This window comes from Bacillus seohaeanensis (genome assembly GCF_042684945.1).
Taxonomy (GTDB): domain Bacteria; phylum Bacillota; class Bacilli; order Bacillales; family Bacillaceae_B; genus Rossellomorea; species Rossellomorea seohaeanensis.
On the sequence record NZ_JBHUMF010000009.1, the window covers coordinates 1 to 25,602 of the forward strand.

The following is a 25,602-nucleotide window of genomic DNA, read 5'->3' on the forward strand; positions in this document are numbered from 1 at the left end:
AGCCGCTTCCGCTTTTCGGATTGTCTAGCTCCAGCGGCTAGCTCGCTGTGAAAAAGATAAAATCCCCAAAAGGCAAAGGACGCCTTTTGGGAATTTTCCTATTTTCTTCGCGGGCTGACCAAGCCGCTTCCGCTTTTCTAAGAGGTTCTCATTCTTCCCCGAGGAGTCTAGTGCTCGTAGTGGAAATCAACGGAAAAAATTTATAAGTGAAAATAACAATCTATAAGAAAAGAGCCTAAAATAAAGTTTGATACGAAATTGATGAATGAACGGAGGAAACAGGAATGACCACTGTTGTGAAGGAACCTATCATCAAAAGGATTGATGGTAAACAGGTCATAACTAAAAAACCTGAGTTGCTCGCCCCAGCCGGTAATCTCGAGAAATTAAAAATCGCTGTTCATTATGGAGCAGATGCTGTATATATCGGTGGACAAGAGTACGGCTTACGTTCCAATGCGGGGAATTTCACATTTCAAGAAATGAAAGAAGGCGTAGAATTTGCGAAACAATATGGTGCAAAAATCTATGTTACGACGAATATTTATGCCCATAATGAAAATATTGATGGCTTAGATGAGTACCTCCGAGGTTTGCAAGAAGCTGGTGTTAGTGGAATAATTGTTGCTGACCCGCTAATAATTGAAACATGTCGTAAAGTAGCACCTGATGTAGAAATTCACCTAAGTACACAACAATCTCTTTCAAACTGGAAAGCTGTCCAATTTTGGAAGGAAGAAGGGTTGGACAGAGTTGTCCTTGCTCGTGAAACAAGCGGTGACGAAATCCAAGAAATGAAAGAAAAAGTCGATATTGAAATTGAATCATTTATCCATGGTGCAATGTGTATTGCTTATTCAGGTAGATGCACGTTAAGCAATCACATGACAGCGAGGGATTCTAACCGTGGAGGCTGCTGTCAATCATGTCGCTGGGATTATGACCTTTATGAGCTTGACAAAGAGAACGAAAAACCTTTATTTACGGACAATGATGCTCCATTTGCAATGAGCCCGAAAGATTTAAAACTAGTCGAATCAATTCCTAGAATGATTGATTTAGGTGTTGACAGTTTAAAAATTGAAGGAAGAATGAAATCAATTCATTATATCGCAACAGTTGTTAGTGTTTATCGAAAAGTGATTGATGCTTATTGTGAAGATCCTGATAATTTTAAAATAAAAAGAGAATGGCTTGTTGAATTAGACAAGTGTGCAAATAGGGAAACAGCCTCTGCATTTTTTGAAGGGGTGCCGGGATTCGAAGAGCAAATGTTTGGTGTACACGAAAAGAAAAATTCAAATGTTGATTTTATTGGACTTGTGCTCGATTATGACGAGCACACTAAAATCGTCACATTGCAACAACGAAATTACTTTAAGCCGGGACAAGTTGTCGAGTTTTTCGGTCCTGAAATAGAAAACGTTACGCATGTAATCGACAAAATTTGGGACGAAAAAGGAAACGAACTAGATGCTGCTCGTCATCCTCTGCAAATTGTAAGATTCAAAATAGATAATCCGGTATATCCAAAAAACATGATGCGAGGAGAGAAGGTATCATCATGAAAAAGAAACCTGTTGTCATAGGTGTAGCTGGTGGATCTGGCTCAGGAAAAACAAGTGTAACAAAGGCAATATTTGAACAATTTCAAGGTCATTCCATCTTAATGATTGAACAAGATTATTATTATAAAGATCAAGCTAATCTTCCTTTTGAAGAAAGATTAAAAACGAATTATGATCATCCATTGGCATTTGATAATGATCTGTTAATCGAGCATTTACATCAATTATTAGATTATAAAACAATTGAAAAACCTGTATATGATTATAAAATGCATACTAGGTCTTCGGAAACTATTGTCGTAGAACCGAAGGATGTTATTATTTTGGAAGGTATATTAATATTAGAAGACAAACGCTTGCGTGACTTAATGGATATTAAACTTTATGTTGATACCGATGCTGATTTACGTATTATTCGTAGAATGTTGAGAGATATTAAGGAACGAGGTCGTTCTATTGATTCTGTTATCGATCAATATATATCAGTTGTAAGACCAATGCATAATCAATTTATTGAACCTACTAAACGATATGCGGATGTAATCATTCCAGAAGGCGGACATAATCACGTTGCAATCGATTTAATGGTAACAAAAATTCAAACAATTCTTGAACAAAAATCATTTTTGTAATAATATAGCATAGATAAGTATAGATAATAGTTACAATTCCCAAATGCCTAAATTAGTAAGGGAATGGAGTGAGTTACAGCTCATCTCCATTCCCTGCCTTTACATATTAAAGGGGGCAAAGGATACAAGATTACATACAGAGCAAGGGAAGCTCAATAGAATCGTGAAGAAGGAGTGAAGGGTTTTGTCTACAGAAAAAGTATATCCAATGACAAAAGAGGGTAAAGAGAAACTCGAAAAGGAATTAGAAGAATTAAAAACGGTAAAGCGTAAAGAAGTAGTCGAGCGTATTAAAATTGCACGCAGTTTCGGAGACTTGTCAGAGAACTCAGAGTACGATGCTGCTAAAGATGAGCAGGCATTCGTGGAAGGACGTATCTCCACTATTGAAAATATGATTCGCAATGCAAAGATTATTGAAGAAGATGAAAAAAATTCCGATACAGTTCAACTTGGAAAAAGCGTAACGTTTGTGGAACTTCCAGACGGTGATGAAGAATCGTATACAATTGTAGGAAGTGCAGAAGCAGATCCATTTGAAGGTAAAATTTCAAATGATTCACCAATTGCGAAAAGCCTACTAGGTCATAAAATTGGGGAAGAAGTTACAGTACAAACGCCTGGTGGAGAAATGAATGTTAAGATTGTCGAAGTAAAATAAACATAATATCTCTTTTTATAAAAAACTGCACTTCCATTATGAAGTGCAGTTTTTTTATAAGGCTATTTTCGTAAAGTTTGTTGCTTTTAAACTACATGCTAAGTTTAACTAACTGAGTTGATTGGAGCGGAGGGCACAAGATTCCTGCGGGAATAGAGGCTCTCATGCCTCCCCGAGGAGTCTTGTGCCCGTAGCGGAAAGCAACGGGCTGAATTTATAAGTAAAAACAACAACCTATGAGAAAAGAGCCTTTTATAAAATATTTTCAGAATATTGACTTTTACTCAAGGGGAAAGATTATTACTCTGAAAACTCGTCAACAATGATGACGAGGTGTTGTTTTTGAAAAGGAGAAGAATTTATTTAGTTTCCGTGGTTCTTTTGTTGAGTGTATCTTTGTTGATTGTTAGGTTGATGCAATTGCAATTATTTCAAACAGAATCGTTTACAAAACATAAAATAAATCTAATTGAAGAAAGTGTAGAACAGCGGACCCAGCAACTCATTATTGATGAGGGGCGCGGTGAATTTCTTGATAGAAATGGAGATCCGTTAAGCTATGAAGAAAAAAATGTCCTAATTCTATTTCCGTTCTTGAAATCGATGGAATGGCCGGTTGAAAAGGTTGCTGATATTCTTCATGTACCAGTCAATACAATTAAAACAAAGGTTGAGAAGGCAAAAGCTCCATTTGTGTTTGGAGGAAATAAACCCTTTCAACTGTCAGAAGAAGAAATGGAAGCAATCAATGGGCTCGAAATCCAAGGACTTTTTGCTTTGAAAAGGAAATTTCCCAAACAAGAAATGTTGGCAAGTCAATTGATTGGTATAACAGGAGAAAATGAAAAAATGTTTCATGAAAGGTATCCAGACAAGGTGAAGGGGGCCCATCAGGAAATAGGGGTTTCTGGTTTACAAGAAACATTTGATGAATGGTTGGTTGCCGAAGAGCAAGCAAAACTCATTTATCATGTGGATGCAAGAGGAGGACCACTGTTTGGTGTAGATGTCAAATATTTGGCACCTTCTAACCCGTTCTATCCATTAAATGTAAAGACTACGATTGATAGTAAATTACAACAGGAACTAGAAGAAGTAGCAGATACGTATAACATCGAAAAAGGTGGACTTTTGCTTTTAGACATTGAAAAAAGTGAAATTGTTGCAAATGTGTCTCGTCCTAAAATTAACATCAAAGATCCCTACGGCGGAACAGGTGCCACAAACTATATGTTTAAATCGCTAATACCAGGATCTGTATTCAAGACGGCAGTAGCTGCGGCAGCAATCGATGAAAAAATTGTAGATGAAACGACTGTTTTTCCATGCAGTGAAGACATTTACGGTAACCAGGCGGAAAAGCAATATGGAAACATAAATATTAAAAAAAGCTTTGCGGTAAGTTGTAATCGCACTTTTGCAGAATTAGCGAAAAGCCTAACGGAGAAAAATCCTAATTTAATTGAACAATATGCAGAAAAATTAGGGTTAATAGGGGATATTTCTTGGCAAGGGGATATTTATCATTATTCTAATTTCAAGCAATTACAGTTAGGAGAGTCTAAAATCTTTAGTTCCGAAGAGGAAAAGAAAGATATGAACTTTGTATCGCAAACAGGTATCGGACAGAGGGAAGTACGAGTCACTCCGTTAGGTGTTGCTAATATGATGGCAACAATTGCTAGAGGTGGTCAAAAGTATCGAGTAAGTGCTGTATCGGCTGTTGAATATGAAAATGGTAATTCCATGTTCTCATTTCCAAAGGAGAAAGGGGAGGGCGAGACAATTTCTCGCTATACGGCTATGAAATTACAGCAATATTTAAGAGGTGTTGTTACAGATGAAAAAGGAACGGCGCGATACTTACAAGCGGCAGCTTATCCAATAGCTGGGAAAACTGGTACAGCGGAAACAGGAAAATATGAAGGGGAGGAAGTACCTAGTAATCAACTATACAATAAATGGTTTGCAGGATACTTTCCATTCGATGAACCGAAGTATGCCCTTGTAGCTGTTAACTTAGATGTGAAAATTAACGAAGGTGGAATCTATCCCATTTTTAAAGATGCTGTGGATGCTGTTTATCGTAAAGAAAAAAATATAGACTAAGAGTCCCTTTCAATGAATATATATTTGTGGTAAATTCATTGAGCGATAGATAAGTCATGTTAAAAAATACACGAATCGAATGAGTTTTCAACTTTACAACTGCGTGGTAATATATTTATTAATATTAGTTTAAAGACATGGGCGGCAGATATACGGGCGGAAACTGTTTTTGTATAAACAGCCACTGAAACTAGGTAAAGAAAAGTGGTACTTGCCAGGGAGGGGAATATTGTGTCTGATTATCGTACTCGCTTAGACAAACGATCAAAAAAGAAAACAAATAATATTTTAAATATCATGATTGGGGTTGTAGTTCTACTAATCTTAATCGTTGGGGCAACGATCTTTTTAAGTGATGGGAAAGATAAAAATACAGCTTCAAATGAAGTGGTGAAAGAAGAGCCTAATAAGGATACTTCTTCAAATGATGAAAACAGTAAAGATAATGTAGAGAAAGAAGATAAGCAAGATAGCTCAATAAATGAGAACGAAAGTGAAGATGAAAATGATAATGATAATGATACATCTTCCAATAAAGATAATGAAGAAGATTCTTCAGCAACAGAAGAAAAAAGTGAGGAAATTGCAAGCAACGTAGAGGATAAAAGTAAGTTAGAAATAGAAGAAAGTGATGAACCCAATGTAAAAAAATCGATTGTTCATCCCGAGTGGAAGCCAATTGGTACGGAGCAGACGGGAGAGCATGTTTCACAATATGATGATAGTTCCATTGACTGGGATGAAAAAGTGAAGGCATTATCCTATGCAACGGGGATTCCTGAAGGAAATATGACAGTTTGGTATATTGAAGGAAACGGTAGTCCGCAAAAATCAATTGGAACTGTTTCTGCTAAAGATAATTCTACTGTTTATCGAGTATATCTTCAGTGGATAGATGGTCAAGGTTGGAAACCGACTAAAATGCAGGAACTGGTTGAAAACGATAAGGATTAAGATTTTAAGTAGAAGTGGTTTAGCCAGAGCTGACCTCTAGAGTTATCGGGAATAGACGTAGACAATTCCAATAAGAGAGTTAGAACGCAAGTGAATGTTTTAGTGTTCTATAGTAAATAAAAACGGAGATTAGCGAAAAGGCTAATCTCCGTTTTTACTATAATCAACTATTTCCTATTCAGTTTAATTTTAATACCAAAATAGATTAAGGTATAAAAAATCAAATTCCTCTATGCTTAAACACATCAAGTAACGGTCATTTTTTTGCTTTGAAATGTACCACCGCAGTAAATAGCCGTCTTCCATTATCATCAATGGTTACTTGATGGGATACGGAATGAACTTGTAACAATATTGCTTTATTATGTTCAATTTGCTCATTTATTTTCTTTTCTAGAGTTTTTAATGTTTCCGCTTCAAAAAATTCCACTTTATCTTCTAGCAGTTCGAAAGAGATGTTCATTGGTAGTTCCTCCTATTTTTATAAATCTGTACTAGTTATTTTACAACATAAAGTTTCTGAAATCCCACCTTTTCTTTTTTTATTTCCATTCACTTACAATGTGTGTTGGAGTAACTTATTATTGATATTTGCTAGTCATTATGTTAATTTAATAACAGTTTTAAAATTAATTCATAGTATACTCATAGGAATTATAAACATAAACTGGGGTGCTTAAAATGGGTAGAGAGTTTTTAGATCTTTTCCAGGATTGGGCAGAATCATATGATGACTCTGTAACAGGGAAAGATGTTGAATATAGAGAGGTTTTTGTTAATTACGAGAAAATATTAGAGCGTGTTACTACACTTTCTTCAGGTACGGTTCTTGAATTTGGTCCGGGGACAGGCAACTTGACAAAAAAACTTCTTGAGGCTGGTTTGAAGGTAGTGCCAGTAGAACCGTCTCCGGAGATGCGTACAATCGCTAAACAGAAGTTAGGTAAGGATATTCCTTTACTAGACGGGGATTTCCTAGACTTTGAGGTAGATGAACAAATCGATACGATTGTAAGCACATATGCTTTTCACCATCTAACTGATGAGGAAAAAGGAAAAGCCTTTGCTGTTTATGGAAAGCTACTATCAAAAGGTGGTAAAATAATATTTGCTGATACGATGTTTGAAAGTAATCAGCATCATTTGGACTTCATAAACAGAGCAGAAGAACAAGGTTTTCATAATTTAGCAGAGGATTTAAGAAGAGAGTATTATACAACGATTGGTACTCTTGAAACGCTACTGAGTGAAAATGGCTTCTCTCATTCCTTTAAACAAGTAAATAGCTTTGTTTGGATTATGGAGGCAACAAAACTGTAGAGAGAGGTATTAGCTATGAAAGTTGCAATTATTGGAGCAATGGAAGAAGAAGTAACACTATTACGAGAAAATATTAAAAACCAAACAGTTGAAACAATTGCAGGCTGTGAATATACAAGTGGTGAAATGAAGGGAATAGAGGTAATTTTACTTCGTTCTGGTATAGGGAAAGTGAATGCTGCAATGTCCACTGCTGTTTTATTAGAAAGATTCCAACCGGATGCAGTAATTAATACAGGTTCTGCTGGTGGATTTGATCCTTCATTGAACGTTGGGGATGTTGTTATTTCAACAGAAGTACGCCATCATGACGTCGATGTTACAGCATTTGGTTATGAATATGGGCAAGTACCACAACTTCCAGCAGCATTTCTAGCCGATGAGAAATTAAAAAACATTGCGATTAACAGTGCAAAAGAATTAAAAGATGTTCAGGTTGTTTCTGGGCTTATTGCTACAGGCGATAGCTTTATGAACGATCCGAAACGTGTAGAAGCTATTCAAGATAAATTTCAAGGGCTTCAAGCAGTGGAAATGGAGGCTGCCGCTATTGCTCAAGTGGCCCATCAATTTGATACTCCTTTCGTTATTATCCGTTCACTATCAGATATTGCTGGAAAGGAATCGGATGTTTCCTTTGAACAATATTTAGAGAAAGCTGCACTCCACTCTGCAAACCTTGTTATGAGTATCGTGGAAGCATTGCGGAAATAACTTGAACGAAGGGTCATTTTACTTGGCCCTTTTCTATTGTCTAGTTGTAGCGAGCTGAACGAGCCGCTTCCACATTTCGGGTTCCAGGGGGAGATGAAGAACATGGAAATTTTTAATAACGTCCACGAATTAATAGGAAATACACCGGTAATAGAAATTAAACATTTTCCGTTAGCTAATGGTGTTCGGCTCTTTGCTAAGCTGGAATTTTTTAACCCAGGAGGAAGTGTGAAAGACCGACTCGGTAAAGAGCTTCTAAGGGATGCTATCGAGAGTGGAAAAATTAAGCCAGGCGGTACTTTTATAGAACCTACAGCTGGAAACACTGGTATAGGGTTAGCTCTAGCCGCTGTAAATAGCGGGTACAAGGTCATTTTTTGTATCCCAGAAAAATTTAGTGTCGAAAAACAAGAGTTAATGAAGGCATTAGGTGCTGAAATTGTTCATACACCATCAAGTGATGGAATGAAAGGTGCTATTGCAAAAGCAGAAGAGCTTGTTCGCTCGATACCGAATTCGTATTCACCTCAGCAATTTGGAAATGAAGCTAATCCGAGAACATATTACAAGACACTGGGGCCGGAGCTTTGGAGGCAATTGGATGGTCAAATTGATGTTTTTCTTGCAGGTGCTGGTACCGGTGGAACTTTTATGGGGACAGCTCAATATTTAAAAGAGAAAAATTCTGCCATTAAAACGGTAATAGTAGAACCGGAAGGCTCCATATTAAACGGCGGAGAGTCAGGTCCTCATAAAACAGAAGGAATTGGCATGGAGTTTTTACCAGACTATATGGACCCAGCTTATTTCAATGCAATTCATACTGTTTCGGATAAGGATGCATTTGAGAGAGTAAAGGAACTGGCTTTTAAAGAAGGATTATTAGTAGGGAGCTCATCGGGTGCTGCTTTACATGCCGCACTTACAGAAGCACAATCTGCAAAGCCAGGAAGTAATATTGTTACTATTTTCCCTGATTCTAGTGAAAGATATTTAAGTAAACAGATATACGGAGGAGGAATTTAAAATGAAAAAGAAAACACAATTAATTCATGGCGGTATTCCAAATGATCCACATACAGGTGCAGTATCTGTCCCAATTTATCAAGTAAGTACGTATAAACAAGAAAGTGTAGGTAATTTCAAAGGATATGAGTATTCTCGTTCAGGGAATCCTACTCGTCATGCATTAGAAGAATTGATTAAGGACTTAGAAGGTGGAAAAGCAGGTTTTGCCTTCGGTTCAGGGATGGCAGCAATTACCGCTGTAATGATGTTATTTGATAGTGGAGATCATGTTGTATTAACAGATGATGTGTACGGTGGAACATACCGTGTTATGACGAAGGTGCTAAACCGTTTAGGAATTGAATCAACATTTGTTGATAGCAGTAGTATGGAAAATATTAAAAAAGCAATCAAGCCTAATACGAAGGCATTGTATATTGAAACTCCAACAAACCCGCTTTTAAAGATTACAGATATTAAAAAAGCGGCTGCGCTAGCTAAAAGTCACAATCTACTTACAATTGTTGACAATACGTTTAGTACACCTTACTGGCAGAACCCTATCAATCAAGGTGCAGATATAGTCCTTCATAGTGCTACAAAATATCTTGGAGGACACAGTGATGTTGTTGCAGGTTTAGTTGTTGTTAATTCAGAAAAATTAGCAGAAGAACTTTTCTTTGTACAAAATTCTACTGGTGGTGTATTAGGACCACAAGATTCTTGGTTATTAATAAGAGGGATTAAAACACTTGGACTTCGAATGGAAGAGCATGAGAAAAACACAAGAAAAATTGTAGAATTCCTTTCAACTCATCCGAAAGTCAATAAAATTTATTACCCTGGTCTTGAAAGTCATCCAAATCATGAAATTGCTAAACAACAAGCGAGTGGTTTTGGAGGAATGGTTTCATTTGATGTTGGTAGTGAGGAAAACGCTGACCGTTTATTAGAGGGAACAAAATATTTCACGTTAGCGGAAAGTTTAGGAGCTGTAGAAAGTTTAATTTCTGTACCAGCTCGTATGACACATGCATCTATTCCGAGTGACCGACGCTTAGAGCTTGGAATTACTGATGGATTAGTCCGCATCTCTGTCGGATTAGAAGATGCTGAAGATTTAATTGAAGATTTGAACACAGCTTTATCTAAATAAAAATGTAGTGGTAGTTTTAATTTAAGCAGTGAAGGGAGTATTACATCTCCCTTCACTGCTTATTTATTTGATTACATATTGCCCATTCCCCTATTGGAAGAACTGGTGACAATTTCAAAGTGATAAACATTTTTTCTATGTTAAAATAGAAAAAGAGTTTACTAGTTCAAAGTAGGTGATCAGTATTGAACTTCAATAAAAAAACGTTACAAAAAAAGATAATTGATTACAAACGATTTGGTTTTACACTTATCGCGCTAAGTACTTTTTTATACTTAGGAGTTATCATTCCTGCGGAAGGTAAAACGTTAGTTAAAATATATATGTTAATGGGGGGAACAGTAGTAATGTTAGGTACTTCTTTCCTGTTCTTCTTAAAGGCTATAAAGTATAAAAAACAATTACATTCAATGGAAAATTAAAAGTAGATATGTATAAACGGGTGAGAATATAATTTCTTATCCGTTTTTTTGTTTTGTAGAAATTTGTAAAAAAATAGGTAAAAAAAGTGGTTTACTTTTCCAATATTATTGGATATACTAACCAATGTAAGAAAAAACAATGACGAGGAGGTCGAATGACATGTTAGTAATTAGCTGGAAAGACATCGTACTAAAACAAAATAGTTTTATCATTCGACCACTAGTGGATTGATCTTTTTCTAAATATTAATTTAGATTATAATGCCACGGGGAGAATGTACTTTCCTGTGGATTTTTTATGCCGCGGGGAGGTAAATGACTCTTTGTGGCTATTTTTATGTCTTTTAAGGAGGTGATAGTATGACGCTGAATCTTTTATTCATGACAGTTACATTTAAAAAGCGACACACAACTCGGGAAGAAGTACTTCACAATGAAGCAGTTGCTAGAAGGTTTGAAGAAACGAAAATCAAACAAGATACATTTTTATCAAAAATGTACTAAAAGAAAAATACTTAAGAGGAGAGGAGTAATGATGATGATCTTTTTACAGGAGAAACGTCTAAATGCAATCTGGGTGGAGAAGGATTCTGCCTAACGAAATGAGCAAGGCAGGTGATAACATGTTTTTGAATATTTCTTTATGGTCTTTACTTTTTCACAAGAAAATTAATTCACTTGTAGAAATGAGAAAAAAGACTAAATAATATAGTTAAACGGAGGGACAGATAATGTATCTGTTCCTTTTTGAATTGATAAAAGAAATAACCTTTTTATTCACTATTTATCTCGCATTAACGGGCGGTAAGATCTGCATATCGATGCTTGAGAAATTGGAGAAGCATAGGCGGGGGACAATTGCATAATCCAGTTCCGCTTTCCTAGCCCTTCAAGGCCCTAAACCGTTAAAGGGGCGCAAAGAACGACTTCTTCTGTTTCCTGGAAATGCTTGTCGAGGATAGGCAGTAGCCTATATTTTTGTGTAAACGTCTAAGAGGTGAGATATTAGGGGATTCACATTATTGTCAATACTTCGCAATGAATTGTTCATTTATCCTTTAAAATTTTTGTGGAAATAATGATACATTAGTAGTAAGAAAGGGAATAACAAAAGGAGCTGAGGAATATGTTTGCAATGGTAATGGGGATTGTATTAACTAGTGCTATCGGACTGATAATAACTGCTGAATTAAGCGTTGAATAAATTTTTAAAAAGGCTGATCGTAAGCACTTTGCTTAAAACATTTTGTATAAATACGAAATGTTTAAGTGAGTATCTGACGATCAGCCTTTTATTTATCTCATATCAATGGGCAATAACCCTCTGTTAATTGAACTTTCATTTTGTTCGAAAATTTAATGAAGCTTTTCGTGTGAACCTATTGCTATAAAATTATTTAAATTTGAATTTTTTTGAACTTAACTTTATCTTATTTCTTGAAATGCCTACTTTCCCTAGTTAAGTGGATTTTTCCTTCTGCTTCACCCATTCCGTTTTTCTTTTTCTTCACGATAAAATTCATGGAACATTTTCATTAATGCCCTTTTTTCAATTCGGGAAACATAGCTCCGGGATATCCCTAGTTCTTTTGCAATCTCTCTTTGGGTTTTTTCCTCTTTCATGTCGAGACCGAATCTGCCCATCACAACTTCTTTTTCCCTGTCATCTAAAACACATACATATTTTCTTACCTTTTCAAGTTCCATATTCAGTTGAATCGTTTCAATAACATCATCCGCATCTGATTTTAAAATGTCGATAAGACTTATTTCATTTCCTTCCTTATCTTGACCTATTGGGTCATGTAAAGAAACATCTTTTTTTGTTTTTTTCAATGCTCGTAAATGCATTAAAATTTCATTCTCGATACATCTTGCAGCATATGTGGCTAGTTTAGTCCCTTTTCCTTCCGAATAGCTTTCAATTGCCTTGATTAGACCGATGGTTCCAATGGAGATTAGATCTTCAGGATCTTCCCCTGTATTTTCAAACTTTTTGACAATGTGAGCAACCAACCGGAGGTTATGCTCGATAAGCATATTTCGTGCGTGCTCATCACCTTCTGCCATTAACTTTAAGTATTTCCGTTCATCTTCAGAAGATAGTGGCTGTGGAAAAGCATTGTTCTTAACATAGGAGACAAGAAATATTAACTCTTTCAGGAAATATCCTAATGCTGTAACAATTCCAGACATACGATACACCTCCATAAGGACTTGAGCCTATTAACATAATATGCTTGTAATAGGTTGTACTTGCATGTCCAGGTAAAGTTCTAAGTCACAATTCGTTTTATACGGCTTAAAATGTGAATTTAAGGAATTAGTTAGCTGTGGAAAGAGGAGGTTTTACCTAAAAAAGAATTATATGCCCAAAATGGGTATAGTCCAGCCGTGTCCAACCATAGTTCAAGCTGTCTAAAGAAATAGCTGTGTCTTTTTAACGGAAATCAACGGGCTAAATTTATAAGTAAAAACAACAATCTATGAGAAAAGAGCCTTTCTAAAAGATCGCTGTTTTTAACAACAGTTGAATGGAGCGGCCCTTTGCTCACAGACAACAAATTTTACGAAAAATCTCCATGGCGACTGAAACCAAGACACCACCATCTATGATAAAAAAAGCAAATCTAGTACCAAAGTGGTATAGAATTGATTCATCTTGGTTATCCTAAATGATTTTACGGTGCTTAAAAATACCTTACAAACAGCCAATTGAGAAGAATGGAATGCATACGTAATCGTTTAATCCATGACGACTGCCCATACAGAATTAGTAAGTAGAATCATATAATACTAATAATGGCTTAAGTGAGGGGGGAATATAATGTCTGTTGGATATCCTTATTGTGATTATAGACCAGTGTATTCGGGATATTATAATGGATTTTATCTTGCACTTGCTGTTGTACTACTTATCCTATTATTAGTATTTGGTGGTTGGTGCTATTATAAATACTAATAATAAATTTAGCGTTAACCAGCAGTAGCCCCTCGACCCCAAAGCTTTGGGGGCGAGGGGCTACTGCTTCAATATTTATTGTTATACTTTTTTCCATCGGAAAGGACTTATCATCAGTAATGAAAGGATAAGTGTAATAAAAAGAAATACTTGTTGTGGGCTATACGGAATTGCGAGATAGCTTAGTGTTAGCAAGCAACCTGCCGCTGTAATGGGTAAACCAGTAAAATAGCCGTTATTCTCAGATATATTGAACCTAGCTAAACGAAATGCACCGCAACCAATATAAAAAATGGTGAAAAACATACCAGGAAAGCTAAAATCATTCAATACCCCTAAATACATTAAAATTGCAGGGGCTACTCCGAATGAAATAATATCACTCATTGAGTCTAATTGTCCGCCAAGCTCTGATTCAATATTTAATTTCCTTGCTACCATTCCATCAAAGCGATCGATTAGCGCTGCAATGAAAATTAGCAGCAGCGACAAGTTCAATTGATTATTAATAGATGTTATAATTGCAAAGCCACCAAGTGTTAAGTTGGTTAGTGTTAAAACGTTTGCTGTTTGAGCTTTGAGCTTCTTAACCGTTTGATCAATTACATCGGAAAGAAACATTATCTCACTCCTTATACTGAAAAAGGATAGACCTTTTTTATATAGTATATAATAATATTTAATTATATACTTATGAATCTAATATTGTTATTAGTTTTTTGTTATTTGGAGGATGAAATTTTGAAAAAAGTTGCTTATCGCACGTTTATTGAATTGACAAATAAAAAATGGTCGTCCCTATTGATAAAGAAATTTGTACAATCGCGTTTAAGCTCCCTGCTTATTCCTACTTTTACTAAGACATATAAAATCAAAATGGAGGAAGTAGAAGGAACTATTGGCAGCTACAAGACACTTCATGACTTCTTTATTCGCAAGTTAAAAAAGGATGTTAGACCAATACACTTTGGAAAAGATCATGTTATAAGCCCTGTTGATGGTGTGTTAGCAAGTACTGGTATTATTAATGATAAATTAGTAATGAATGTAAAAGGAAAAGATTATTCTATAACAGAAATGTTAGGGAATAGTGAGAAGGCATCTTCCTACATCGGAGGTGACTTTTTAATCTTTTACTTGAGCCCAGCCAATTATCATCGAATACATAGTCCAGTAAAAGCATATGTCCTAGATAAGTGGCAACTTGGGACGAATTCGTATCCTGTTAATAATACAGGGGTTGCGTATGGAAAAGAAGTCTTTTCTAAAAACTTTCGAATGATAACAGAATTGCAAACGAAGGAAGAAAAAGTAGCTCTTGTTAAGGTAGGAGCAATGTTTGTTAACAGCATAGAATATTCAACAGAAGATATGGAATGGGAACAAGGTGACGAGGTTGCCTATTTTTCATTTGGATCTACAGTGATACTGCTTTTTGAAAAGGATCGTTTTCAGCTATCCTCTCACATCTCTGTCCCTGCTCCGGTTAAGATGGGATGTAAAGTAGGGGAAATCAAAAGAAAGGAAATGGATGAATCAAAGTAGATTCGTCCATTTCTTTGTTTATTTTCTAGTTCTAGCGGTTTAGAGACTCGGAGTCTTTTTCATTTTCAAAAGATCTTTTTTATAGATTGTTTTTTTGCTTATGGATTTTGCTCGTTGATTTCCGCTACGGGCACTAGCCCTCTGGTCCAATCAACTCAGTAGATTCAACTTAGTTTTTAGCTAAAAAACAATAATCTTTACGAAAATAACCCTTTCAAAAAAAGCTTGTCGAGGCTGATCAAAGCACTTCTGTTTTTATGATGAAACTTTTACCTTTATTTTATGTGTTAATGAACGACGGTGAATTTCCATTTCTACGAGGTGGATAAAGTCCGGACTTAAATTTAACTCACATGCTTTAAAGTAGGAGCCAATTAATAGCTCATCCGATAGTTTTTTCATCATCTTTACCTCCAAATTCATTGTCATTTTTATTAGTGACTTAACATAGATTTAATAGGTTACTTAATTTGTAACTTAACTCTATCAGATTAAAACATATAGAACAAGCGTTCGTTTTATCCACAGCTTGCGGTGGATAAGTTGTGATTAAGTTGTATATAAGAGGATAAAATGTTAATTTAACCTACTGTATAGTGTGTATAAGGTTATCCACAGTTGTTAAAAAGAAAAAAAGTGTCGAAAAATATTTCCTCTATAATAGAAAAAACGTTGACGATGCTGCCAGTGATATGGTTTATTTTGAATCTACAGTAAAAATTGGGTATGATTAACCTTATAAAGAATGGAAACAGTTTAACTAACCACAGACATTAAAATGTTATTGAAAGTTTCACTATATCTTGCACTTACGGATGGTAATCAAAGGAATTGTCAGTTGAGTGTCGATAAGTTTAGCGTATCATCAGCAAAATAACAATTATGGTGATTCGCTTAGGTTATACAAGTTTAAAGAGCAGAGGTGTAAGTATTGTTAAATCTTTTTTTACCAGATCAACATGTTAAGGATGTTTTCAAAATCCGCCCGGAGCAGTTAAAAGAAAAAGGAATTAAAGCTATTATAACGGATTTAGATAATACATTAGTTGAATGGGACCGCCCAAATGCAACTCCTAAATTGATAAATTGGTTTAAAGAAATGCAAAACGAAGGAATTACTGTTACCATTGTTTCGAATAATAATGAAAAACGTGTTTCTGCATTTGCTGATCCTTTAGGGATCCCGTTTATCTTTCAAGCTAGAAAGCCAATGGGACGCGCCTTTAGACGTGCAATTAAGAACATGAATGTAAAGAAGGAAGAAGCGGTAGTTATTGGAGACCAATTACTTACAGATGTACTAGGTGGAAATCGAAATGGTTTTCATACAATATTGGTCGTACCTGTCGCACAGACGGACGGAGTAATAACAAAGTTTAATCGTAAATTGGAAAGAAGGATCATGAATTTCTTTAAGCGTAAAGGAATGTTGAATTGGGAGGAAGAAAATTGAGTGAAATAGTATGTGTCGGCTGTGGGATAGAAATCCAAACAGAAAATAAACAAGGTATTGGGTACGCTCCTACCTCCGCTTTGGAAAAAGACGAGGTTATTTGTCAAAGATGCTTTAAACTTAAGCATTATAACGAGGTTCAGGATGTTCCACTAACAGACGATGATTTTATAAAAATTTTAAATGAGATTGGACAATCAGAAGGTTTAATCGTCAAGGTTGTAGATATTTTTGACTTTAATGGAAGCTGGCTCCCAGGATTACATCGTTTTGTTGGAAATAATCCTATCCTTTTAATTGGTAACAAAGTGGACTTGCTACCTAAGTCAGTAAAACCATCAAAACTTGTTCATTGGATGAAGCACGAGGCAAGTCAATTAGGATTAAAACCTGTTGATGTATTATTAATGAGTGCTGCTAAGGGTCAGTATATAAAAGAAGCTATTGAGAAGATTGAAGAATATCGTGATGGAAAAGATGTCTATGTAGTAGGATGTACGAATGTAGGGAAGTCGACGTTTATCAATGAGATTATTAAAGAGGTTTCCGGTGAGAAAGATGTTATTACAACATCTCATTTTCCAGGAACGACTCTTGATATGATTCAAATTCCACTAGATGATGAAGAGTACTTGATAGATACACCAGGTATTATTAATCATCATCAAATGGCTCATTTTGTTGATAAGAAAGACTTAAAGTTTATTACACCTAAAAAGGAAATAAAGCCAAGAGTATTTCAATTAAATGAAGAACAGACTCTGTTTTTCGGTGGGCTTGCACGCTTTGATTTTATTAAAGGGAATAGACAGGCATTTACCTGCTATTTATCCAATGAAATGAGTATTCACCGTACTAAACTAGAAAAAGCAGATGAGCTATATGAAAACCATGTAGGGGAGCTCTTACAGCCTCCGAGGAAAGATCAATTAGATGAATTTCCTGAGCTTGTTAGACATGAGTTTAGAGTTAAAGAAGCGAAAACAGATGTTGTGTTCTCAGGATTAGGATGGGTAACAATAAACGAACCAGGTGCTTATATTGCAGCCTACGTTCCTAAAGGAGTAAGCGTGTTTTTAAGAAAATCTCTAATATAAAAGAGGAGTGATACTATATGGCAGGACTATACGGTGTAATCGGGGATCCTATCAGTCATTCCATGTCTCCTCTAATGCACAATGCAGCTTTTGAAAAGTTGGGAATAGAAGGATCGTATCATCCATTCCATGTTAGAAAAGAAAACTTAGAAAATGCAATACGAGGAGTTAAGGCGCTCGGAATTAAAGGAATGAACGTAACGATTCCCCATAAAACAGCTGTAATGGAATATTTGGACCAAATAGACCCGCTTGCTGAAAAAATTGGTGCTGTTAATACGATAGTAAATGATGAAGGGACATTAACAGGTTATAATACGGATGGACTTGGGTTTATTAAGGGGTTAAAAGAATTTGCCCAGGAAAGCATAGAAATGAAGCGTGTCCTTATTATTGGAGCAGGCGGTGCAGCAAAAGCAATTTACTATTCGCTTGCCGAACAAGGTATTAGTAAAATAGATATTTGTAATCGCACAAAGGAAAAAGCAGAGTTATTAAAAACCCGACGTTCTTCTTTTGTTCAAACAGAAGTATTATCCTTGGATAGTGTTCAGACTAACTTGGGATTATATGATATTATTATTCAAACAACTAGTATAGGTATGAATCCTAAGATTGGGGAAAAGCCGTTAAATGTGGCGATGATAAAAGAAAATGCGATTGTCAGCGATATTATTTACAACCCATTGGAAACATCCCTTTTAAAACAAGCGAAAGAGCTAGGAGCAAGAACTCAAAATGGGTTAGATATGTTTGTATATCAAGGAGCACTTTCTTTTGAAAAATGGACAGGCAGAAACCCTGATATAAACACAATGAAAGAAATTGTCTTAACACAACTAGGAGGTCAACATGTTAACAGGTAAACAAAAACGTTATTTACGTTCAGAAGCTCATCATTTAAATCCAATTTTCCAAGTTGGAAAAGGTGGGGTAAATGATAATATGATTGAGCAAATTGAAAATGCTTTAGAGGCAAGAGAACTAATGAAAATAAGTGTACTTCAAAACTGTGAAGTAGATAAAAATGAAGTGGCAGAGGAGCTATCAAAGGGCTCAAAAGCAGAAATTGTGCAAATTATCGGTAATACTATCGTACTTTATAAAGAATCAAAAGAAAATAAAAAATTAAACCTTCCAAACTAAAAGGGTGCTGTTATGACAAAAAAGGTCGGTTTGTTAGGTGGTACATTTAATCCACCGCATATAGGACATCTGATAATAGCGGATCAGGTGCTGCAAAAATGTGAGCTAGATGAAATACGATTTATGCCAAACCATGTTCCTCCTCATAAAGTAATGGAGAATCATGTATCTGGGGATCAGCGTGTTCAAATGCTAAGTTTAGCAACGGAAGCCCATCCGTTTTTTTCTATTGAGTTGATTGAGTTAGAAAGGGAAGGAACCTCCTATACGATTGATACAATAAAACTATTAAAGGAAAGAGAACCTCTCATTGATTTTTCATTTATTATTGGTGGAGATATGATAGAGTATCTACCGAAATGGCATAAAATTGACGAACTGTTGTCATTAATTAATTTTATAGGTGTAAACCGTCCGAACTATACTAGCGATACAACTTATAATATTAAAATGGTAGAGGTTCCTAGCATTGATATTTCGTCCTCTCTTATACGTGAACACTTGAAGAATCGTCGGTCTATTCGTTATTTGATACCACAGAATGTACTAGACTATATAGAGGAGGAACATATTTATGGAGAGGGATGAAGCGTTAAAAATAGTAAAGGGGCATCTAACTGATCATCGATATATTCATACAATTGGTGTAATGGAAACAGCGATAGCTCTCGCAGGAAAAAATGGTGCAGATGAGAAAAAGGCGGAGCTTGCAGCAATTTTCCACGACTATGCAAAGTTTCGTGATAAGGATGAGATGAAAGAAATTATCCTTTCAACTCCATTAGAACAAGACTTATTATTGTACAATATGGAACTGTGGCACGCACCTGTTGGGGCATTACTCGTCGAAAAAGAAGTAGGAATTGATGATAAAGAAGTATTGGATGCTATTAAATATCATACTTCTGGTAGAAAAGGAATGACGACGTTAGAGAAAGTTATTTACTTAGCTGATTATATAGAACCGAACCGAAGTTTTCCTGGAGTAGAAGAGGTAAGGCAGATAGCAGAAACATCGTTGGATGAAGCACTGATCAAAGCTTTGCAAAATACGATCGTTTTTCTTATGAAAAAAAATCAAGCTATCTACCCTGATACTTTTTATTTTTACAACAGTTTGATACAAAATAAAAGGAGTTGAAATAATGGAGGAAAAGAACTTATTAGAACTAGCATTTAAAGCGGCAGATGATAAACGAGCGGAAGATATAGTCGTACTAGATATGAAGGGAGTATCCCTTATTGCTGATTATTTTTTAATCTGTCACGGAAATTCCGATAAGCAAGTACAAGCGATTGCTCGGGAATTAAAAGACCAGGCGGAAAAGAATGAGTATACGGTTAAAAGACTTGAGGGCTTTGATGAAGCAAGATGGATTTTAGTTGATTTAGGTGATGTTGTTGCACATGTATTCCATCGCGAAGAAAGAGGTTATTATAATTTGGAAAGATTATGGGGAGATGCCTCAATCGTTAGTTTACAAAGTGAGATGTAGTAATGAGTTATGGACAATTTGCAACTATTTATGATTATTTAATGCAAGATGTGCCGTATGATGGATGGGTTGACTTTTTACAGGATCAATCAAGAAGAAATTCGATAATAGGAAAAAAGGTTCTAGATATTGCATGTGGAACTGGTGAAATTTCCTTACGTTTGATTGAAAAAGGATACGATGTAACTGGTGTTGACTTATCTGAGGAGATGCTTTTTATAGCTCAGGATAAAGCAGAGCACCAGGGGAAGAAACTTCCCTTATTCCATCAAAATATGGCGGAACTTTCTTCTCTTGGACTTTACGATGTGGTGACGATATTTTGTGATTCGTTAAATTATCTTGAAACAGATGAAGAGATAATCAATACATTTAAAGGTGTTAATGAGCATTTAAAACAGGACGGGTTGTTTTTATTTGATGTTCACTCGATTTATAAAGTATCACAAATTTTCATGGATGAAACATTTACTTTCAACGATGAGCAGGTATCTTATATTTGGGATTGCTTTCCTGGAGAATATCCTAACAGCGTTGAGCATGAATTAACTTTTTTTGTTCATGATGTAGAATCAGGACTGTATGAGAGAGTGGAAGAAACACATAAACAAAGAACTTATCCGATTCTTCAGCTAAGACAATGGTTAGAAGACACAGGTTTTGAAATCATATCCATTTCAGCTGATTTTACTTCTGAATACCCTACAGATACGAGTGAAAGAATCTTTTTTACTTGTAAAAAAGTTAAAACCTCTACCTAAATAAAAAGGATGGAGTACCGTGTGTTAACACTTTCGGACTCCATCCATAATTTTTTTAGTTGTAAAAGTTCAGAAAAGTGTTTATAATCCAAATTGAGATTGGGTTTCTTCTCTATCTTTTTTATATTTATCATGCGTTGCTTTAATTAACTCCTCAAAAACATTCCCTAATTCTTTTTCCATTGCGGAAATGCCAACCCCTGTAATACCACCTTTTACACATACCTTTTCTTGAAGCGTTGGCAATGTGTAAATTTCTTTTTTTAATAGATCTCCTAAACCAATGAGCATTTCAGAAGCAAGAATTGTTGCCGTCTCATTATTTATTTCTGTCTCTTTCACAGCGGCATTAATAAACCTTTGCGTTAAATAGCTGAAAAAAGCAGGACCGCAGCTTACAATGTCTGATGATACCCTTGTTATCTTTTCTTCAATTTCTACCGGCCTAGAAATTTTATTTAACAAATCGCTTATCGTTTGCCTCCATTTTTCACTACAAGATTCTCCAAACGTCAATAATGATACTCCGCTCAATGCACGATTAGTGATACTTGGTATCGCTCTTGCACACGAACAATCAACTACAGTCTGTAACTGCTCAACACTTATTGGACTCGTAATAGAAACAAGGCATTTATCCCTTGAAAACAGTGCGCGATTTTCCTGTAAGATTCCATATATATCATGAGGCTTCACACAAATAAAAATAATATCTGAATTTTGTATAACATCTTTGTTAGTGTCCAATAAATTAACTTTCTCATATTGTAGCTGAACTTCTCTAGCTTTGTTTAATGTCCTGTTGGTAATATTGAGGTTTGAAGGAGAAATAGCCCCAGATTCAATGAGAGCTTCGATAATAATTTTCCCCATATTTCCAGTACCTAAAATTCCTACGTTCATATTCAGCCCTCCTTCTTTCTCACATACTCTCCTAAAACCTATGATTCATAAAGAATGATTATTCCAAATAGAGGTGATTTTAAATGAATGGATTCATCGAAAAGTATAGGAGTTTACTAATCATATTAGCTGTTATCAGTGTCATATCGATTGTGTTTGCTGGTAAGTTGTTGAATAGTAAGGAAGAAGACAATTTTGAACCGATTCAAAATGTAGAAGAAGCTCCACCTGTAGTTGTTGATAATGAGCCTGAGGAACCCCGTACAATCTATGCTGATATTAAAGGAGAAGTGAATAAACCTGGTGTGTACGAACTAATTTTGGGGGAGAGAGTGAAAGATGCAGTTGCTAAAGCGGGGGGATTTACAGAAAATGCAGATGAAAAACAGGTTAATTTAGCTTTAAGGGTTACCGATGAAATGATTCTATATATCCCGAAAATAGGTGAAGAATCCCCCAACCCCACAATTATACCCCAAGAAACTGCAGCAACAAATGGTGGGACAAGGCAAAATAAAATAAACTTAAATACTTCCTCATCGCAAGAGCTTACCGAATTACCTGGAATAGGTCCTGCAAAAGCAGAAGCAATTGTAGAGTACAGGGAGACAAATAAACAATTTAAAACCATTGACGAACTAAAAGAAATTTCCGGCATAGGAGAAAAAACATTTGAAAAATTAAAAGATTTAATTACCGTGCAGTAAAGTTAGCTTAAACCATTGACGAAACTTGTCAAATATATTTAGACTAAAAGACAAGCGGAAGCGGCTTGAATTCTAATTAAAAATAGACAGCTAAAATACCGAAATCTAAATGGAACTATACTACAAATAAAGGAGCAACCAATTATGGGGAGAATTGCTTGGCATCAATATTTTTTAGCACAAAGTCATTTATTGGCTCTTCGAAGTACATGTACTAGATTGACAGTCGGGGCAACAATTGTCCGGGATAAAAGGATAATTGCGGGAGGTTATAATGGCTCGATAGCCGGAGGAGATCATTGTATGGATGAAGGCTGTTATGTTATAGATAACCATTGTGTAAGAACGATACATGCAGAAATGAATGCTATTTTACAGTGTGCAAAATTCGGTGTTGGTACAGAAAATGCAGAAATATATGTTACGCATTTTCCTTGCCTTCAGTGTTGCAAGGCAATTATCCAAGCTGGAATAAAAACGGTTTATTACGCAACAGATTACAAAAATCATCCTTATGCAATAGAATTATTCCAACAAGCAGGTGTAGTAGTCGAGAAGGTGCCTTTTGCACCAGAAAACATGGATCCACTTTTTAATGAAAAAGCTCAATTACTTAGTAATGCGATGGAAGATTTAAAAAAGTTAGGGTTGGAAGAAGAAAAGCTTAAACAATACGAAAAAGAATATATAAAGCTTTATAAAGGGTAACTTGTGATTTATTTTGCTTGGGCAGTACTTACTGGTATCTTATTGGCACTTCATCCATTTTGGGGTGCCGCTTTCTTCTTTCTCCTTACCATCCCTTTATTTCGTAAGAAAATGTCTGTGAAAATCCAGTTATTATGTATGTTTATCTTACTTCTCTCGTATACAAATACCATTTTCCATCAACATTTAAACGAATCTTCACTTTCCTCTAACCAAAGTCATTTCCAAGTTTTATTCAACGAGCAACCAGATATCGACGGGAACGTATTCAAAAGTCTATCAACAGTTCAAAATGAAAAAATTTCCTTGCGATATTATATTTCATCGAAAAAAGAAAAAGCTGAATTATACAGAATTGCTCCAGGGATGACATGTTCTGTTAAAGGGGAGCTTGTAAAACCTGATGGGATGAGAAACCCAAACAGTTTTGACTATCAAAAATATCTAAGTAATAATGGGGTCAATTGGATAGTAGAAGCAGATGAAATAGCTCTTTCCTCCTGTAAAAGCAATAATCATTTTTATTATAAGTTGCTTCAATGGAGACAAACCAGCCTTTTAAAGGTAGAAAAGTATTTTCCTTCTGAATTAATTGGGGTAGCACAAGCTCTTTTGTTCGGAGAAAAAAACAATATTGAAGAAAATACTTATGAAGCGTATCAAAGCTTGGGAGTAGTCCACTTATTGGCAATTTCGGGTTTGCATGTTGGTATGTTAACGAGTATGATTTACTACTTGTTACTCAGGGTAGGGATAACAAAAGAGTTATCACAATGGTTACTAGTTGGATTTTTATTTGTTTATATCATTGTGACTGGTGCTTCACCACCAGTTATAAGAGCTTCAGGAATGATGATTATCCTAATTTTAACTAGGAAGTATCTCCGTTCGATAACCGTACTAGATAGCTTTTCTCTTATTTTTTGCATATTTCTATTTCTTTCCCCTTACTCTATTTACAATGTTGGTTTTCAACTCTCCTTTATTGTTAGTTTTGCTCTTATATTATCCTCAAAGGTTATCTTGCAAAGCTTCACTTCTTATATTAAGGGACTCTTCAATGTAACAATAATTTCCCAGTTAGCATCACTACCTGTAATTATTTACCACTACTTTGAATTTTCATTGGTAGGTTTTTTAACAAATTTATTGTATGTTCCATTGTTCTCTATTATCGTCCTTCCAGGGGTAATTTTTATCTTTATTTTGCTTGGAATATCGGTGCCTGCAGGAATGTTTTTACTGTTAATATTGAGACATATCGTAACATTTATTGATAAAGTATCGATTTTTATTAGTGAACAATCTTTTTCAGAAATTGTTCTAGGTAGACCTTCGTTGGTGTTAATGATTAGTTACGTTATTACAGTATTTTATTTATTTTATTGTTGGGAAAAGAGAAGGTTGACAAAAGGATTCATTCTCCTTGTTTTCACAATGTGTATTCAATTAGGGTGGAATTACTATTCTCCCTATGGTGAGATAGTTTTTATTGATGTTGGTCAAGGTGATTCCATTCTTATTGATTTGCCTTATAATGGTGGAACCTATCTAATTGATACTGGAGGTAATATGAAATTTCCAGAAGAAGAGTGGGAGAAAAGGTCAAAAGAATTTTCAGTAGGGAAGGATCTTGTTTTGCCTGTTTTAAAAAGTAAGGGAATTGCAGTAGTTGATAAATTAATTCTAACGCATAGTGATTTAGACCATATTGGAGGAGCGAAAGACATTATACAAGAAATGTTGATAAAGGAGGTAATGATAAGCCCGAACAGTTTAGAAAAAGATGCGATGAAAGATGTTATGAAAGCGGCAAAAGGGAAAAATGTAAAAGTAAAAGAAGTGATGTCACCGAAAAGTTGGCATACAGAACATGGAAGTTTCCAAATTGTTTCTCCTACAGATACAGATTATGAAGGAAATAACGATTCTATTGTTATATACAGTTTAATGGGTGGGAAGAAGTGGTTATTTACTGGAGATTTGGAAGAAAAAGGCGAGAAGAATATAATGAAGAAATTCAAAATAAATGTTGATGTGTTGAAGGTAGGCCATCATGGGAGTAACACATCGACAAGTGAAGAACTTCTAGATGGTCTAGAGCCGAGCATAGCTATTATTTCTGCTGGAGTAAATAATCGATTTGGACATCCACACTCGGATGTTGTAAAGCGTCTTTCGGAGCGTAATATTGACGTCTATTCCACCTCTGTTCATGGTGCCGTAGTCTATAAATTTTTGGGTGAAAGTGGAACATTTTCGGGCGTGCTTCCATAGGAT

At 35.5% G+C, this 25,602-nt stretch carries 29 protein-coding genes; 24 read left to right on the plus strand and 5 right to left on the minus strand.

Going from position 1 to position 25,602, the window contains the following annotated elements; translation table 11 throughout:
• Positions 1-284: 284 nt before the first annotated feature.
• From ACFSUL_RS03915 to ACFSUL_RS03935, 5 genes are all read left to right on the plus strand, one after another.
• Positions 285-1,568, plus strand: coding sequence for a peptidase U32 family protein (locus tag ACFSUL_RS03915; protein ID WP_377932899.1), 1,284 nt, complete (start codon positions 285-287; stop codon positions 1,566-1,568).
• Positions 1,565-2,200, plus strand: a complete 636-nt coding sequence (udk, locus tag ACFSUL_RS03920) for a uridine kinase (protein ID WP_071411232.1) — start codon at positions 1,565-1,567, stop codon at positions 2,198-2,200. The genes ACFSUL_RS03915 and udk overlap by 4 nt, the downstream gene beginning before the upstream one ends.
• Positions 2,201-2,384: 184 nt before the next feature.
• On the plus strand, positions 2,385-2,861 hold the full coding sequence (gene greA / locus ACFSUL_RS03925) for a transcription elongation factor GreA (protein WP_377932902.1): 477 nt from the start codon (positions 2,385-2,387) through the stop codon (positions 2,859-2,861).
• A gap of 414 nt (positions 2,862-3,275) precedes the next feature.
• Entirely contained in the window at positions 3,276-4,970 is a 1,695-nt protein-coding gene (locus ACFSUL_RS03930) for a peptidoglycan D,D-transpeptidase FtsI family protein (protein WP_377933084.1), read from the plus strand.
• Positions 4,971-5,201: 231 nt separating this feature from the next.
• Positions 5,202-5,924, plus strand: a complete 723-nt coding sequence (locus tag ACFSUL_RS03935; RefSeq protein WP_377932904.1) for a DUF1510 family protein — start codon at positions 5,202-5,204, stop codon at positions 5,922-5,924.
• Between the two features lie 256 nt (positions 5,925-6,180).
• Here ACFSUL_RS03935 and ACFSUL_RS03940 read toward each other — a convergent pair whose 3' ends face one another.
• The gene (locus ACFSUL_RS03940) at positions 6,181-6,387 is read right to left on the minus strand and encodes a YrzA family protein (RefSeq protein ID WP_377932906.1); all 207 of its coding nucleotides are present in this window, start codon (positions 6,385-6,387) and stop codon (positions 6,181-6,183) included.
• 218 nt (positions 6,388-6,605) lie between these two features.
• Here ACFSUL_RS03940 and ACFSUL_RS03945 point away from each other — a divergent pair, with 218 nt between their 5' ends.
• From ACFSUL_RS03945 to ACFSUL_RS03970, 6 genes are all read left to right on the plus strand, one after another.
• Entirely contained in the window at positions 6,606-7,244 is a 639-nt protein-coding gene (locus ACFSUL_RS03945; protein WP_377932908.1) for a class I SAM-dependent DNA methyltransferase, read from the plus strand.
• A 15-nt stretch (positions 7,245-7,259) separates the two neighbouring features.
• Positions 7,260-7,958, plus strand: a complete 699-nt coding sequence (gene mtnN, locus ACFSUL_RS03950) for a 5'-methylthioadenosine/S-adenosylhomocysteine nucleosidase (protein ID WP_377932910.1) — start codon at positions 7,260-7,262, stop codon at positions 7,956-7,958.
• A gap of 102 nt (positions 7,959-8,060) precedes the next feature.
• The gene (locus ACFSUL_RS03955; RefSeq protein ID WP_377932912.1) at positions 8,061-8,984 is read left to right on the plus strand and encodes a PLP-dependent cysteine synthase family protein; all 924 of its coding nucleotides are present in this window, start codon (positions 8,061-8,063) and stop codon (positions 8,982-8,984) included.
• A 1-nt stretch (position 8,985) separates the two neighbouring features.
• The gene (locus ACFSUL_RS03960) at positions 8,986-10,122 is read left to right on the plus strand and encodes a bifunctional cystathionine gamma-lyase/homocysteine desulfhydrase (protein ID WP_377932914.1); all 1,137 of its coding nucleotides are present in this window, start codon (positions 8,986-8,988) and stop codon (positions 10,120-10,122) included.
• A gap of 185 nt (positions 10,123-10,307) precedes the next feature.
• Positions 10,308-10,544 (plus strand): YrhC family protein, encoded by a 237-nt coding sequence (locus ACFSUL_RS03965; RefSeq protein ID WP_377932916.1) that lies wholly within the window; start codon positions 10,308-10,310, stop codon positions 10,542-10,544.
• Between the two features lie 360 nt (positions 10,545-10,904).
• Complete coding sequence (locus tag ACFSUL_RS03970) at positions 10,905-11,048, plus strand: YrzI family small protein (RefSeq protein WP_084778183.1); 144 nt, start codon at positions 10,905-10,907, stop codon at positions 11,046-11,048.
• Positions 11,049-12,026: 978 nt separating this feature from the next.
• Here the strand turns inward: ACFSUL_RS03970 and sigK are convergent.
• Positions 12,027-12,740, minus strand: coding sequence for an RNA polymerase sporulation sigma factor SigK (gene sigK, locus ACFSUL_RS03975; protein WP_377932918.1), 714 nt, complete (start codon positions 12,738-12,740; stop codon positions 12,027-12,029).
• A 631-nt stretch (positions 12,741-13,371) separates the two neighbouring features.
• Here sigK and ACFSUL_RS03980 point away from each other — a divergent pair.
• On the plus strand, positions 13,372-13,506 hold the full coding sequence (locus tag ACFSUL_RS03980; RefSeq protein WP_377932920.1) for a hypothetical protein: 135 nt from the start codon (positions 13,372-13,374) through the stop codon (positions 13,504-13,506).
• Positions 13,507-13,587: 81 nt separating this feature from the next.
• Here ACFSUL_RS03980 and pssA read toward each other — a convergent pair whose 3' ends face one another.
• Positions 13,588-14,127, minus strand: a complete 540-nt coding sequence (gene pssA / locus ACFSUL_RS03985; RefSeq protein WP_377932922.1) for a CDP-diacylglycerol--serine O-phosphatidyltransferase — start codon at positions 14,125-14,127, stop codon at positions 13,588-13,590.
• 120 nt (positions 14,128-14,247) lie between these two features.
• On the opposite strand from pssA, the gene ACFSUL_RS03990 reads away from it, so the two are divergent.
• Positions 14,248-15,051 carry a phosphatidylserine decarboxylase gene (locus tag ACFSUL_RS03990; RefSeq protein WP_377932924.1) on the plus strand — a complete coding sequence of 268 codons (804 nt, stop codon included), beginning with the start codon at positions 14,248-14,250 and terminating at the stop codon, positions 15,049-15,051.
• A gap of 255 nt (positions 15,052-15,306) precedes the next feature.
• Here the strand turns inward: ACFSUL_RS03990 and ACFSUL_RS03995 are convergent, their stop codons facing one another.
• The gene (locus ACFSUL_RS03995) at positions 15,307-15,453 is read right to left on the minus strand and encodes a sporulation histidine kinase inhibitor Sda (RefSeq protein WP_377932926.1); all 147 of its coding nucleotides are present in this window, start codon (positions 15,451-15,453) and stop codon (positions 15,307-15,309) included.
• A gap of 529 nt (positions 15,454-15,982) precedes the next feature.
• Between ACFSUL_RS03995 and ACFSUL_RS04000 the strand changes: the two genes are divergently transcribed.
• The 8 genes from ACFSUL_RS04000 to ACFSUL_RS04035 are packed head-to-tail and all read left to right on the plus strand — an operon-like array spanning position 15,983 to position 21,004.
• The gene (locus ACFSUL_RS04000; RefSeq protein WP_377932928.1) at positions 15,983-16,504 is read left to right on the plus strand and encodes a YqeG family HAD IIIA-type phosphatase; all 522 of its coding nucleotides are present in this window, start codon (positions 15,983-15,985) and stop codon (positions 16,502-16,504) included.
• Positions 16,501-17,601 (plus strand): ribosome biogenesis GTPase YqeH, encoded by a 1,101-nt coding sequence (gene yqeH / locus ACFSUL_RS04005; protein ID WP_377932930.1) that lies wholly within the window; start codon positions 16,501-16,503, stop codon positions 17,599-17,601. The genes ACFSUL_RS04000 and yqeH overlap by 4 nt, the downstream gene beginning before the upstream one ends.
• A 17-nt stretch (positions 17,602-17,618) precedes the next feature.
• On the plus strand, positions 17,619-18,467 hold the full coding sequence (gene aroE / locus ACFSUL_RS04010) for a shikimate dehydrogenase (RefSeq protein ID WP_377932932.1): 849 nt from the start codon (positions 17,619-17,621) through the stop codon (positions 18,465-18,467).
• On the plus strand, positions 18,454-18,747 hold the full coding sequence (gene yhbY, locus ACFSUL_RS04015) for a ribosome assembly RNA-binding protein YhbY (protein WP_071411249.1): 294 nt from the start codon (positions 18,454-18,456) through the stop codon (positions 18,745-18,747). Before aroE ends, yhbY begins: the two co-directional genes overlap by 14 nt.
• Positions 18,748-18,759: 12 nt before the next feature.
• Positions 18,760-19,335 carry a nicotinate-nucleotide adenylyltransferase gene (locus ACFSUL_RS04020; protein ID WP_377932935.1) on the plus strand — a complete coding sequence of 192 codons (576 nt, stop codon included), beginning with the start codon at positions 18,760-18,762 and terminating at the stop codon, positions 19,333-19,335.
• Positions 19,322-19,888 carry a bis(5'-nucleosyl)-tetraphosphatase (symmetrical) YqeK gene (gene yqeK / locus ACFSUL_RS04025; RefSeq protein WP_377932937.1) on the plus strand — a complete coding sequence of 189 codons (567 nt, stop codon included), beginning with the start codon at positions 19,322-19,324 and terminating at the stop codon, positions 19,886-19,888. The genes ACFSUL_RS04020 and yqeK overlap by 14 nt, the downstream gene beginning before the upstream one ends.
• 4 nt (positions 19,889-19,892) lie before the next feature.
• A complete protein-coding gene (rsfS, locus tag ACFSUL_RS04030) occupies positions 19,893-20,243 on the plus strand; it encodes a ribosome silencing factor (RefSeq protein ID WP_071411252.1) in 351 nt (116 codons plus the stop codon).
• 2 nt (positions 20,244-20,245) lie between these two features.
• On the plus strand, positions 20,246-21,004 hold the full coding sequence (locus ACFSUL_RS04035) for a class I SAM-dependent DNA methyltransferase (protein ID WP_377932940.1): 759 nt from the start codon (positions 20,246-20,248) through the stop codon (positions 21,002-21,004).
• Between the two features lie 81 nt (positions 21,005-21,085).
• On the opposite strand, the gene comER is transcribed toward ACFSUL_RS04035, so the two are convergent.
• On the minus strand, positions 21,086-21,907 hold the full coding sequence (gene comER / locus ACFSUL_RS04040; protein ID WP_377932942.1) for a late competence protein ComER: 822 nt from the start codon (positions 21,905-21,907) through the stop codon (positions 21,086-21,088).
• An 83-nt stretch (positions 21,908-21,990) separates the two neighbouring features.
• Here comER and ACFSUL_RS04045 point away from each other — a divergent pair, with 83 nt between their 5' ends.
• From ACFSUL_RS04045 to ACFSUL_RS04055, 3 genes are all read left to right on the plus strand, one after another.
• Entirely contained in the window at positions 21,991-22,614 is a 624-nt protein-coding gene (locus ACFSUL_RS04045; RefSeq protein ID WP_377932944.1) for a helix-hairpin-helix domain-containing protein, read from the plus strand.
• A gap of 144 nt (positions 22,615-22,758) precedes the next feature.
• The gene (locus ACFSUL_RS04050; protein ID WP_377932946.1) at positions 22,759-23,322 is read left to right on the plus strand and encodes a ComE operon protein 2; all 564 of its coding nucleotides are present in this window, start codon (positions 22,759-22,761) and stop codon (positions 23,320-23,322) included.
• Between the two features lie 3 nt (positions 23,323-23,325).
• Positions 23,326-25,599, plus strand: a complete 2,274-nt coding sequence (locus tag ACFSUL_RS04055) for a DNA internalization-related competence protein ComEC/Rec2 (RefSeq protein ID WP_377932948.1) — start codon at positions 23,326-23,328, stop codon at positions 25,597-25,599.
• The last annotated feature ends 3 nt before the right edge of the window (positions 25,600-25,602 follow it).